The organism is Kitasatospora sp. NPDC004289 (assembly GCF_053602875.1).
Genome location: NZ_JBSGEL010000020.1, coordinates 97,389 through 108,521, shown reverse-complemented (window position 1 = coordinate 108,521; position 11,133 = coordinate 97,389). Strand labels below are relative to the sequence as shown.

Sequence of the window (11,133 nt, the reverse complement as noted above, 5' to 3'; positions counted from 1 at the left end):
ACCAAAGGTCACTTGGCGGGTACCACCAGCCGCCTGTCGTTGAATCGCCCGCAACGTCACGCACCTCGTCGAGCCGGCCCGGCCCTGTCCCCGCAAGGCAGTGACCATTGAGGTCTACACCCAGACCCCCTCCGAGCAGGCGCTCAACGCGCTCAAGAGGCTCGGCGCACCCCGACGCGAGCTCCGGCACCCCCGGCCCCGGAACGCTCCCGAGGACGAGGACCCGGCACACCAGTCCATGAAGGCCGCCAGTAGCCGGAGTAGTTGCTCTACTTCATTGCTGGCACATGCGTCAGAGGGCCCGTCAGATTTCTCCGACAGGCCCTCTGTACTGGGTCGGGGCGGCGGCATCTGAAGCCGTGGCCTCTTCGTCCCGAAGCAACCTGGGGACTCTCCCTGCCTGCACCTGGACTGCGGCTGACCTGCGCACTCGTGCCCTGAAGGTCCGTAGTTGTTCGTTGTAGTACGGGGTGGTTGTAGCGCAGTTAGACCCTCAGCAGGCCCCATCAGCGGCCGCGTAGGTGGCAGCGCTTGCTCTTCTGGTGCCGCTTGCCACCCAGAGTGCGGAATTTACTCAGTCACTCGGCTTCTTTGGATGCGCCCGACGCAAGCCTCCACGCGGCCTTAGACCGGATCCGGTCTGGCACCTGTTCGATCCGACCGGCCTTCCTGAGCTTATAAAATACTTGCTTTACTCGGTTTTCAGACTCGATTCCGGTTAGTGACCGGGCGGTCCGATTCGAAATCTCCTCGTTGTTACCGAGGTACTCCAGGATCAGCTCTTCTGGCCTTGCAAGTGGAGTGTGTGCGAGAACGACGACGAAGGCGTTGTCCTCGACGACAAATTGCGGTTCCTTGAGTTTCGCTGCCTTCATTGCACTGAAAGCGGTGTCGAGACCTTCGCCGATGTCCTTGTTTGGCGGGTCCGGGTACTTATTGAGAAGTCGAACGATACTAGGGTTCCGGGCGAACCGGTCGGTCAAGATGTTGTCGGGTGTCATATGCCCAGGCAGCTTTCCTGGGCTTCGCACCTCGACTCGGTTGTCGAAGATTGAGATCAGGATATCGTCGGAGATATTGTAGTCCCGATGGATTACAGCATTGACGATGATCTCTTTAAGTGCCTCCGGAGGGTACTTTACCGATGACATCATGCCGTCGGTCCCTAGAACTGGCACCGCCTCGATGATTTTGGCAACGGTGTCGAGTGTGCGTTCAATCACGAGGCGGGCGGGGCCGTCGATCGTCAGTGGAGTTCCCTTGAGAAACCTGCGGTCCGGTGCAGCTTCCCTGCTCTCGTATCTGGCGATCTTCACGGAGCAGCGCTTGGGGACAACGGCGGATGGTTCCTCTGCGTACAGAATAGCTGCCGCCACGGTGGCAAGGTCATCTGCCTTCGTCACAAGTCGCTGGCGCCGGAGAAACTTCTCTGCGGTGGAGTTTGGACTATAGTCCTTTAGAAAATTCTGCAGCTCGGCCTCGTCGCGTAGTTCGGCGAGATCGTAGTCCTTCAGCGATTGATCCTCGTATGAGCGAGCGCCTTTCGAGAGAGCCAGGTCGGCAATTTTTCCTCCCGTAAGCTTCAGCGACTGGGCTCCCTTGCGCTGATAGACCTCGCCCTTGGCCGTCTTGTGAACATCTGGGCTCTTCTGGACGGTTACGAGGCAGCAGACCCCCCTGTGCTCTTCGCCCTCGATCCAGAGGTACTCAAGGTCATACGGAATCGGCGGATCGGCGTCATTGACAAGGGCCTGATGGAGCCAATTGGCATCCTCAACCGTCGCGAAGCCTTTCCAGCGCTCGATGCCAGTGAAGCGCTTGGAATCCTCGATCCCAACCGCAAATTCACCGCCTTCTGCGTTTGCGAGCGCTGAGGAGATTTCCTGAATGTTCCTGCCGCCGCTCTCGGAGCTCTTGAAGTCCCAAAAATGAGATTCTTGCCGCTCGATCAGTGACATGGCTTCACTGTGAGAAAGATACCGCTCTTCCATTTCCCCTCCGGCGGGTATGCGGCGGTGTAACATCTGCACGTCAACGTAAGGTGTGCGACTTGGATGGCACAGTACTCCTCCTTGCGCAGGCCTGGGGCGACTTCGGTAGTTCTGCATCACAGCCTGTCACCAGTTGGCTCTGAGGGCGGTGGAGCGGTTTTGGCCGGTGTCCTGTCGGGGTTGGGTCCGAGCATGATCGGGGGGCCGTAAGCTGACCTGCGAATCGGGCAGGCTCCTCGCCTGCCCGCGATCTGGCCGAGTGGCCCCCCGGTCTTGCTCGGTGCGGGCCCCGGGCTCGACAGGTGGGTAAAACCGCGGAGCCGCCCGCCCTCAGCCACAGCGGGGTTGGCCCACCTCGGATCGTCCGTCGCCTGGCGCGGCCGGCCGCCGCCGAAGCAGGGCGAACACAGGAGTGGCGGCGAGCGGCCAGGGCCGCGCGCGGCGCGCTTGCGCGCCCTTGAGCCCGTAGGGAAGGTTTTTACGCGCAGGTCAGCCCGCGCTCGGGCGGTTGCTCGGACTCCGGGCGAAGTGGAGCACTCTGCTGGCTGACAGCGAGCGGCTGATGCCCCCGGCCGGGTAGCTCGCAGGCCCGGACCCGCCGGTGTTGATGTCGGGTAGTGATGCAGGAAGCCCCGGACCGAGATCGGTCCGGGGCTCGTTGCTGGTCGTGCACTGTGGGCGCAGACGGTTTCGAACCGCCGACATCCGCCTTGTAAGGGCGGCGCTCAGACTACCCGTCACCTGGCAACTCATCACCCTGGAGGATCATTTAGGGGAAATTTAGGAGATCAACTTCATTCCCAGATCCGCTCCCACCCGAGGGTGTCCATCGCCCTCTCGAAGATACCCTGCAGCCCCGCCAGCCGCTCGATCCTCGACTCCACCGTAGGGTGCTGGTACACCGCCTTGATCCCGCCCCGCTTGTGGCCGGCCTGCTCGTAGGCGAGAGGCTCCGCCACCTTCAGCTCAGCCTGCAGCGAGTCGTGCAGGTGCCGCAGGAAGTCCATCGTCAGCCCGGGCCTGATCGGGTCCCAACCCTCCCGCGCCCGGTGCCCCTTGGACACCGGCAGCGCCTTCCTGCCGTCCGCCCCGGGCCGCATCACCTGCTTGCCGAAGTTGCTGTTGCGCCACCACGTCCCGGAACGGGTACAGAACAACGCCTGGCGGTCCTTCGGCAGGCGCTTCTCGTGCTCGTCGAGGAGCGCATCCAGGAAGGGCGGGACGTCGATGTCCCGCAGCGATCCGTCGGTCTTGACCGGCTCCAAGTCGAAGAACATCGGGCCCTTCTTGCCCGTCTCCGGGTCGCGGATCTGGTACTCCGCCACCTCCTCGCGGATCATCAGTGTCGGGCAGGTCCAGATGCCGCCCCGGTGGGCCTCCTCACGGGTGCCGCGGCTGGCCCGGGTCAGAGCAGCCCCCTCGCCCCAGCGCGGCCCGAGGAAGCCGGTCGTCAGCACGTGCATGCCGTCCAGCGGGCCGACGCGGCGCGCGATGAGCAGCACCTGCTCCGGGGTGGCCGGCGCCTTCGACTTGGCGGCCTGCTTGGCCTGGTTCTTCGCCTTGATCGCCGCCGTGCGTGAACGGCGGCGCCCGGCAAGGGGGTTGGACTCCAGCTTCTTCGCGTCCACCGCACCGGTGAGCATCTGCGACATGATCGTCAGGCACTGAGAGGCAGTGCTGTCGTCGGTAGCCTCTCCCACCCGGTTGGCCCAGTTCTCCGCGTCGAACCAGTTGATCTGCCGCAGCGGCACGTGCTCCCACCGGGGCAGGATGTGGGCATCCAGCCTCTCCCACCGGGTCGTGACGGTACGTCCGCGCGGCGACTTCGCGGCCATCCACTCCCGGGCCCAGGTGCCGAACTGCAGGGTGGCGAGGTTCGGGTCGATCCAGGTGCCGGCCTTGACCTTGGCCTCCTCGGCGTTCCCCCACTCCTTCGCCAGCTTCGCGGTCGCGAAGCCGGGCTTGAAGCCGGGCTTGCCGTCGGGCTTGAGGTAGACGCACCTCCACGTGAACTGCTTGGTCTTCTGGCCGTTCCTGACCTTGTAGATCTTCTCGGCGTACGCCAAGGTGTTGACCCCCTCGGTGGGGGCGGGCGCCCACGACACCGCGAGCACCCGCCAGTTGGGCAGGGTGTGCGGTGTGGGCTACGCGCTGGGGAAGCGATCGACGAGCGTAGTGTCAGCACGCAGGAGCTGCTCAACCCGGACGGCACCCGCCTCGGTCACATGGGCAGCGTTCAGCAAGACGACCGGGTCGAATCCGGGACGTCGGACGACGGCGACAGGGCCGTCGGTGGGCAGCATGATGACGCGCTCGATCCGCATGCGCGGAAGCCCCCTACCTGTGTCGGGATTGCCCCCCTCGCAGGTGGACGAAGTCTCCCACACTCTCACCCAGAGTGCGTGGAATTGTGCCCGGCGTGTCGTCAGAGCGTGCCCTACTGGGCATCCTCCGCGAGGATCTCGCGGGCGGCGGCCTGCAGCTTCGCCCACTTGCGCGCTGCGGCCCTCCGCTGAGCCGGCGTCATGTCCGGCCGCTCGCCCCGCTTCCAGATCAGCACCACCTCGGACGGCTCTTCGCCGCCTTCGTCGTCGAGCTCGACCACGTCGGAGTCGACCACCTTCCCTCCGAGCAGGGCCAGCTTCACCCGCTCCGTGAGGTCGTCGAGGAACTCGTCAGCCTCCGAGCGGCCAGCCGCGGCCGCCGCAGCTGTTGGAGCAGGGGGCATCGGCTGGCCAACTGCGGGAAGCGGCACCGGATCGCCACCGGCGAGGACTGAAGCCACCGAGTTGGCATGCCAGCCAAGGGTGCTGGCGACGCTTCGGTGTGAGAGCTGAGGGGCGTCGAACGCCTTGCCCCGCTCGATGGCCTGCACGGCGCTCCGGCTGAGGCCGGCCGCGTCCGCGAGGTCGACCTGCGACAGTCCCGCAGCGAGGCGCGCGGCCTTCACTGCGCTGCCGAGGCGCGCCCAGTCCAAGTTCATGCCCACATCATGCCTCATCTGATGCAACCCGCAGCATCCAGATCAAGCCTTTTGACCTGCGCTTAAGGCTCACCAAGGGGGCGCACGGGTTGCATGGGGCGCCCCATGCAGACTGAGTGAGCGTGCGCGACTGTAGATTCAGTGTGCATTGATGCTTGCTCAGTGAGCGCCAATGTGGTTCTCTTCTCTCGTGACACCGAACGGCTCCGCAATCCGAAGCCTCCGAGAGGCTCACGGAGTGAGCCTCCGGCAGCTGTCCGCCCTCACGGGCCGAGACCGGGGGTTCCTCTCACGACTTGAGCGGGGCCTGACCGGCGCCAGTGACCAAACCCTTCGCGGCATCGCAGTGGCACTCAACGTGCCCGTCGCCGCCATCAACAGAGAGGAAGCGCCGTGACCGAGCTCGCCAAGCCCCCGGTTCTGACCGCCGTCGACCGGCTCCGGCTCTACACGCCGGAGGAGGTCATCGCGATGAAGCTCCTCGCCTACACAGTCCGCACGCTCAAGGACGCCGCCTACGAGCGCCGCGTCCCACACACCCGCAGCGGGGGCAAGGTGCGGTTCCGCCTGGACCACATCTTGAAGATCCAGCTGGCCGGTGACATCGACCCGGCCGACTACGGCCACCGCGCCGCCTGACGCTCCCCCAGACATGGGTTGGGCCCTCGCAGCGACACCCGGGTCGCACCCCGGACGCCAGCGAAGGCCCAGGCCCACCGAGCTACATCCCGCTTCTCAACGGAAGGAGGTGGGCTGACATGCAGCCTACCCGTTCTCACATCCCCCAGCTCGGCCCGGTGCTGGTGCTCCAGGCCCTGCTCACCGAGCACCGCGAACTCCCGCTCCTGGTCTGGCACCTGGACACCGACGGCCTGCTGAGCGCCGGCCTGAACGAGGGCGTCGACCCGCTCACCGGCCGCGAGATCCGCCAGCTGATGGAGGCCTACGCCCGGGCCCTCGGCGGCCACCTGTCCGAGCCATTCCGGTTCACGAACCGGGGTGAGTCGCGGGTGTCCCAGCGGCTGATCGTGGTGTGGCGGGGCGTGGAGGTTCGAATCGTGTCGTACGCCGGTCTGTCGGCGTACCCGGAGTTGCTGGCGGTGGCGGCGTGATCGCCAACGGCCCCGCCCCGACGCCCGAGCCGCTCCCGGTCCGCGAGAAGTACACCCCCGCCGAGATGGCCGTGTTCGAGCGCTGGTGCCGCCAGCACGGTGACGACCCCTCGGACTGGCCCGACGCGGTTCGGAAGACCTACGCCAACACGATCGCCAACATGCGTGCCGGAGGACAGCTCTGATGAACAACCAGGTGAACCCGGTCGTGCGCCGCGCGACCGCCCTCATCGCCAACACCCCCGGCGGCCCGGCCGAGATCGCGGCCGCCTTGGCGGCCCGCGGGGAGCTGGCCACCCCCGTGCACCAGGTGGCCGGCCCGTACCCGCTCGGCGTCCGCGCCAACGTCACCACCGCCGTCCTCGACCCGCACACCCTGATCGCGGCCCTGTTCCGGGGCCTGGCGCGGGAGTTCGTCGAGGACCCGGACGGCGTCGGCGAGGAGCTGACCGCCCTCGCGGAGGCCTCCGGCCCGGCGGCGGACGAGCTGATGGAGGAGCTGCTGTTGCGGCTCGGGGGGACGGAGATGGTGTTCCCGGCGTCGGCGGTGCGGGTGTTGGCGGAGCGGATGCTCGCGGCGGTCGGCCCGGCGCCGGTCCCGGTGCAGGGGGTGGCCGCGTGAGGTGGGACGTCATCGTGCACCTCCGCGCGGACATGCCCCGCGAGGAGCGCGACAGGGAGATCGGCCGGATCGCGGACGCCGTCCGTTACAGCGACCCGGACATCGACGACGTGGACATCAACTACTCGCCGGAGGACGACTCCTGATGCTGAACCGTCTGCTGAACCTGATCACCGAGTCCGCCGTGGCCCGGGCCACCGCGACCCTGCGGTTCGACCTGGACGCCGTGCTGGAGCACCGCAACGCGCTGGCCGAGCAGTTGGTGGCGGCCCGCCAGCGGATCGACGAGCTGGAGGCGGCCGCCGCCGCGGCCCCGGTCGAGCCGGAGCTGGTGCCGGACCCGTCTTGGGACCGCTTCGTGAAGGCGGGCCACTGAAATGACGATCACCGAGCTGCCGGGGGTCACCGTGCCCCCGGCCGCCGGGCCCCGCCGGAAGACCACCGCCCCCACCGGCCCGGACCGCATCCCCAAGCCGTCCGCAGGCTGGTACCGCGACAAGGTCACCGGCGCCAAGTACCGGCGCGTCACAACCATCCTCAACCTCGGCGGAACCAAGGGCGAAGTCCTCTCCCGCTGGGCCGCCGGCGTCGTCGCCGACTGCGCGTTCGCCAACCTCCCCCAGCTCGTCGCCGCCTCGCTCCGCCCGAACGAGCGCACCGAGAAGCGCGACTGGCTGTCCCGAGCAGCGCTGCGCAAGCGCGACGAACGCGCCGACATCGGCAGCGCGGTGCACCACATCATCGAGGCCCACGTCCTCGGCCAGCCCATCCCGGTCGGCCTGGTCGAGGACCCCGACATGGCCCCGTACCTGCGGCACTTCCTCGCCTTCGTCCGCGACTGGCAGGTGGAGTTCGAGGCGTCCGAGATGGTCGTCGGCAGCCCCGAGTTCGGGTACGCCGGGACCCTCGACTACCTGCTGCGCTCCCCGCTGATCTCCGCCGCCCTCGGCGTCCCCGCCAGCACCGTACTGATCGGCGACACCAAGACCGGCGGCGAGCTGGACGTCAAGGGCGTCTACCCCGAGGCCGCGCTCCAGATGAGCGCCTACCGGCGCGCGGAAATCGCGTGGATGCGCGACGGCTCCACCGTGCCGATGCCCACCGTCCACACCACCGGCGTGGTGCTGCACCTGCGCCCGGAGGGCTACCGGCTGATCCCCGTCGTCTGCGACGACCAGGTGTTCGCCGCGTTCCGCATCACCCAGCAGGCCGCCGAGTGGGTGTCCGGCCTGTCCAAGACCGTCGTCGGCACCGCCCTCACCCCGCCCACCAACTCCCGGAAGGACGCCGACTGATGCCCATCATCGACCTCCAGCGCCGCATGCGGCAGCTCGGCGAGATCCGGATCGGCCACACCGTGGCCACCGGCAACACCGACCGCAACGGCAACCCCGCCAAGCGCCCGGCCAAGCTCGACAAGTTCCGCATCACCTCCGCGTCCCAGCCGATCCTGAAGCAGGTCGCAGAGCTGTACGGCGGCACCGTACAGCCCTGGACCCCGGCCAACGGCGGCCCCGCCGAGTTCGAGGTGTACACCACCGTCGACCGGCTCCCCGTCCTCGTGCCCCCGGCGGACGCCGTCTCGCAGTGGTACGAGCTGTACCAGGGCTCGAAGTGCGTGCGCCGCTGCGACGGCGTCACCGAGCACAAGCTCGACCGGCCGTGCCTGTGCGCCCCGGAGAAGCGCGACTGCAAGATCACCACCCGGGTCAACGTCATGCTCCGCGACCTGCCCGCGCTCGGCCAGTGGCTGCTCATCTCCAAGGGCTACTACGCCGCCGTGGAACTCCCGCCGGCCGCCGAACTGCTGGCCCAGGTCGGCGGGTACGTCGCCGGGTGGCTCGGCATGGAGGCCAAGAGCGTCGTCACGGAGAAGGGCACCAACCGGTTCATGGTGCCCACCCTGGACGTGGAGATCAGCCCGACCGAGCTGATGTCCGGTCAGATTCGGGGGGCGGTCGAGCTCACCGCGGCGGGCCCGGAGCGGGCCGCGATCGAGGCCGCACCGGCGCCGGACTACGTGGCGCTCGCCAGGTTCGCCCGGGACCCGCAGACGGTGCGCGACATCTACAGCACCGCGGTGCGGGCCGGGCACATGAACCCTGCGCTGGAGGCCGCGTTGAAGGCCCGCGTCGAGGTGCTCACCCCGAAGCCGGCCACGCCCACCGCCCCGGCGGAGGAGGAGGTGATCGAGCCGGAGATCGTCGACGACGGGGACCCCACCGAGGTGTGGTTCCAAATCATCGCCGCGGCCGGGTCGCTCGGCTGGACCACCGACGCCACCGAGGCGGCGTTCGCCGAGCGCAACGCGGGCACCATGCCGGGCTCCGCTGACACCGCCCAGCTCCGGGTGTTCCTGGCCTGGCTCAAGGCCGGTGCCCAGTGAGCAAGCACACCTCCTGGCACCTCGGCCCCCTCTGCGCGTTCGACACGGAGAGCTCGGGCGTCGACACCGAGACTGACCGCCTCGTTACCGCCGCCGTCCTCCTCGTCGGCGCCGGCCAGCCCACGCAATCCCACGCCTGGATGGCCAACCCCGGCGTGGAGATCCCCGCCGGCGCCGCAGCAGTGCACGGCATCACCACGGAGCGGGCCCGCGCCGAGGGCCGCCCGCCCGCCGAGGTCCTCACCGAGGTGTCCGCCCTGCTGGCCGAGCAGGTCGTGGCCGGTGTCCCGATCGTGGCGATGAACGCCCGCTTCGACTTCACCCTGTTGGACCGGGAGTTGGGTCGTCACGGTCTGCCGTCACTGCTGGAGCAGGCCGACGGTGTGGAGCCGCTGGTCATCGACCCGTACGTGGTCGACAAGGCCATGGACAAGTGGCGCAAGGGCGGGCGTCGGCTGGTCAACATGGCCGCGCACTACGGCGTGCAGCTGTCCGAGGACGACGCCCACGATGCCCACGCTGATGCCCTCGCGGCCGTGCGGATCGCCTACCGGCAGGCGGTCAAGTACCCGGAGCTTTTGGAGGGTGACCTCGAACTGCTGCACCTTCGGCAGAAGACGTGGGCCCGAGAGCAGGCGATGAGCTTGCAGCGGTACTTCCGGGAGACGAAGGACCCGGACGCCGTGGTGGAGGGTGCTTGGCCGCTGGTGCCGAGGCAGCAGGTGGCCGAGTGAACCAGCTCGCCATCCTGCCCCCCGTCCCGGCTCCGGCCGGGGCGGGCCCGGCCCCCACCGCCTCGGCGCCCCTCGTCATCGCCCTCGACCTCGCCCTCGGCACCACCGGAGTCGCCGGCCTCGGCTGGACCGACTACCTCACCAGCGGCCAGCGCCGCGCCGAGGAGCGCCTCGACTACGTCCTCCACCGAGCCCAGTCCTTCTACCGGCTCGCGGACTTCGTCGTCATCGAGGGCCCCGCCTTCTCCCGCGCCACCCAGGTCGGACACGACGAGATGGCTGCCCTGCGGTGGATGGTCCGCACCGACCTGTGGAAGCGCCGGATCCCGTGCGCGGTCGTCCCTCCGGACAACCGGACGATCTTCGCCACCGGGAAGGCCCGGCACCGCGACGCGGAGACCCGCCGGAGCCTGACGCCGGTTCAGGTGAAGGGCCTCGTCCGGCAGGCCGTTGCCGACCAGTACGGCATCGAGTGCGACGGCCGCGCGAAGTACGACCAGGCCGACGCGTACGTGCTGCTGGCGATGGGCCTGCACCACCTCGGCCACCCCCAAGCGGCACTCCCCGACACCCACACCCGCGCCCTTGCCGGCGTCAACTGGCCCGAGAGGACCGACTCATGACCGACACCTACTGGCGCGAGCAGGCCGAATGCGTCGGCGAAGACCCGGAGCTGTTCTTTCCGGAGAGCCTCCTCTCCACCCAGGGGATGCTCCAGGCCGAAGAGGCGATCGCCGTGTGCCGCCGCTGCCCGGTCATCTCCGAGTGCCTCGCCCGCGTCATGCGCTACGAGGGCAACAAGGGCGCCAAGGCCCGCGACGGCATCGTGGGTGGCCTCATCCCGTCCCAGCGGCGGAAGTTGTACGAGAAGACCGCTGCCCCACACGACAACGCGCAGATCGAGAAGGCCGCGCGGGAGACCGCGCACCAGCTCGGCACCCGGATCGTCCGGCACGTCAACAACGGCAAGCCGTGGGGGCAGATCGCGACGTGGCTGCACAAGCCCACCGAGGTCGTCCGGCGGGCCCACGCGCTGATCCTCTCCGGTCAGGTCATCCCCGCACCGGAGCGGACCGGCCGGCCGGTGCTCGCCGCGTGAGCGTCCGCCAACGGGACCGAGCCGACCCGGTGGGCCGCATCTCCGACCACGAAGTCGTCATCGTCGCACCGCCGCTCTCCGCCGAGGCCCTCAAGGCCGCTGCCCGGTACGTGCGCCGCCACGCCGAGGGGCCCGCCGACGAGCACGAGCTCCTCGACGCCCTCGGCCTCACCCCGACCGCCTGACCCACCCTCAACGCCCAGGAG

The 11,133-nt window shown here is 68.5% G+C and carries 17 protein-coding genes and 1 tRNA gene; 13 read left to right on the top strand and 5 right to left on the bottom strand.

All coding sequences use genetic code 11. The features are described 5' to 3' along the window. Positions 1 to 578 precede the first annotated feature (578 nt). The 5 genes from ACWEPF_RS16335 to ACWEPF_RS16315 all read right to left on the bottom strand — a co-directional run bounded on the left by ACWEPF_RS16335 (position 579) and on the right by ACWEPF_RS16315 (position 4,974). Positions 579 to 1,958 carry an RNA-binding domain-containing protein gene (locus ACWEPF_RS16335; RefSeq protein WP_452173068.1) on the bottom strand — a complete coding sequence of 460 codons (1,380 nt, stop codon included), beginning with the start codon at positions 1,956 to 1,958 and terminating at the stop codon, positions 579 to 581. A gap of 708 nt (positions 1,959 to 2,666) precedes the next feature. Further along, positions 2,667 to 2,749, bottom strand: a tRNA-Val gene (locus ACWEPF_RS16330). Between the two features lie 36 nt (positions 2,750 to 2,785). Next, positions 2,786 to 4,096 (bottom strand): phage integrase central domain-containing protein, encoded by a 1,311-nt coding sequence (locus ACWEPF_RS16325; protein WP_452173067.1) that lies wholly within the window; start codon positions 4,094 to 4,096, stop codon positions 2,786 to 2,788. A gap of 39 nt (positions 4,097 to 4,135) precedes the next feature. After that, entirely contained in the window at positions 4,136 to 4,315 is a 180-nt protein-coding gene (locus ACWEPF_RS16320; RefSeq protein WP_452173066.1) for a hypothetical protein, read from the bottom strand. A 113-nt stretch (positions 4,316 to 4,428) separates the two neighbouring features. After that, the gene (locus ACWEPF_RS16315) at positions 4,429 to 4,974 is read right to left on the bottom strand and encodes a helix-turn-helix transcriptional regulator (RefSeq protein ID WP_452173065.1); all 546 of its coding nucleotides are present in this window, start codon (positions 4,972 to 4,974) and stop codon (positions 4,429 to 4,431) included. 172 nt (positions 4,975 to 5,146) lie between these two features. On the opposite strand from ACWEPF_RS16315, the gene ACWEPF_RS16310 reads away from it, so the two are divergent. The 13 genes from ACWEPF_RS16310 to ACWEPF_RS16250 all read left to right on the top strand — a co-directional run bounded on the left by ACWEPF_RS16310 (position 5,147) and on the right by ACWEPF_RS16250 (position 11,112). Continuing rightward, on the top strand, positions 5,147 to 5,371 hold the full coding sequence (locus ACWEPF_RS16310) for a helix-turn-helix domain-containing protein (protein WP_452173064.1): 225 nt from the start codon (positions 5,147 to 5,149) through the stop codon (positions 5,369 to 5,371). Next, complete coding sequence (locus tag ACWEPF_RS16305) at positions 5,368 to 5,613, top strand: hypothetical protein (RefSeq protein WP_452173063.1); 246 nt, start codon at positions 5,368 to 5,370, stop codon at positions 5,611 to 5,613. The genes ACWEPF_RS16310 and ACWEPF_RS16305 overlap by 4 nt, the downstream gene beginning before the upstream one ends. A gap of 119 nt (positions 5,614 to 5,732) precedes the next feature. After that, positions 5,733 to 6,086, top strand: a complete 354-nt coding sequence (locus ACWEPF_RS16300; protein WP_452173062.1) for a hypothetical protein — start codon at positions 5,733 to 5,735, stop codon at positions 6,084 to 6,086. Further along, positions 6,083 to 6,271, top strand: coding sequence for a hypothetical protein (locus ACWEPF_RS16295; RefSeq protein ID WP_452173061.1), 189 nt, complete (start codon positions 6,083 to 6,085; stop codon positions 6,269 to 6,271). The genes ACWEPF_RS16300 and ACWEPF_RS16295 overlap by 4 nt, the downstream gene beginning before the upstream one ends. Further along, positions 6,271 to 6,708 carry a hypothetical protein gene (locus ACWEPF_RS16290; protein ID WP_452173060.1) on the top strand — a complete coding sequence of 146 codons (438 nt, stop codon included), beginning with the start codon at positions 6,271 to 6,273 and terminating at the stop codon, positions 6,706 to 6,708. Before ACWEPF_RS16295 ends, ACWEPF_RS16290 begins: the two co-directional genes overlap by 1 nt. Then, positions 6,705 to 6,854, top strand: a complete 150-nt coding sequence (locus tag ACWEPF_RS16285) for a hypothetical protein (protein WP_452173059.1) — start codon at positions 6,705 to 6,707, stop codon at positions 6,852 to 6,854. The genes ACWEPF_RS16290 and ACWEPF_RS16285 overlap by 4 nt, the downstream gene beginning before the upstream one ends. Further along, positions 6,854 to 7,084: a hypothetical protein gene (locus tag ACWEPF_RS16280; protein WP_452173058.1), complete on the top strand. Its 231-nt coding sequence runs from the start codon at positions 6,854 to 6,856 to the stop codon at positions 7,082 to 7,084. The genes ACWEPF_RS16285 and ACWEPF_RS16280 overlap by 1 nt, the downstream gene beginning before the upstream one ends. 1 nt (position 7,085) lies before the next feature. Further along, positions 7,086 to 8,003, top strand: coding sequence for a hypothetical protein (locus ACWEPF_RS16275; RefSeq protein WP_452173057.1), 918 nt, complete (start codon positions 7,086 to 7,088; stop codon positions 8,001 to 8,003). After that, complete coding sequence (locus ACWEPF_RS16270) at positions 8,003 to 9,094, top strand: recombination directionality factor (RefSeq protein ID WP_452173056.1); 1,092 nt, start codon at positions 8,003 to 8,005, stop codon at positions 9,092 to 9,094. Before ACWEPF_RS16275 ends, ACWEPF_RS16270 begins: the two co-directional genes overlap by 1 nt. Further along, entirely contained in the window at positions 9,091 to 9,828 is a 738-nt protein-coding gene (locus ACWEPF_RS16265) for an exonuclease domain-containing protein (RefSeq protein WP_452173055.1), read from the top strand. The genes ACWEPF_RS16270 and ACWEPF_RS16265 overlap by 4 nt, the downstream gene beginning before the upstream one ends. Then, positions 9,825 to 10,451: a hypothetical protein gene (locus ACWEPF_RS16260; protein ID WP_452173054.1), complete on the top strand. Its 627-nt coding sequence runs from the start codon at positions 9,825 to 9,827 to the stop codon at positions 10,449 to 10,451. The genes ACWEPF_RS16265 and ACWEPF_RS16260 overlap by 4 nt, the downstream gene beginning before the upstream one ends. Further along, positions 10,448 to 10,927 carry a WhiB family transcriptional regulator gene (locus ACWEPF_RS16255; RefSeq protein WP_452173053.1) on the top strand — a complete coding sequence of 160 codons (480 nt, stop codon included), beginning with the start codon at positions 10,448 to 10,450 and terminating at the stop codon, positions 10,925 to 10,927. The genes ACWEPF_RS16260 and ACWEPF_RS16255 overlap by 4 nt, the downstream gene beginning before the upstream one ends. Beyond that, positions 10,924 to 11,112 (top strand): hypothetical protein, encoded by a 189-nt coding sequence (locus ACWEPF_RS16250; RefSeq protein ID WP_452173052.1) that lies wholly within the window; start codon positions 10,924 to 10,926, stop codon positions 11,110 to 11,112. Before ACWEPF_RS16255 ends, ACWEPF_RS16250 begins: the two co-directional genes overlap by 4 nt. The last annotated feature ends 21 nt before the right edge of the window (positions 11,113 to 11,133 follow it).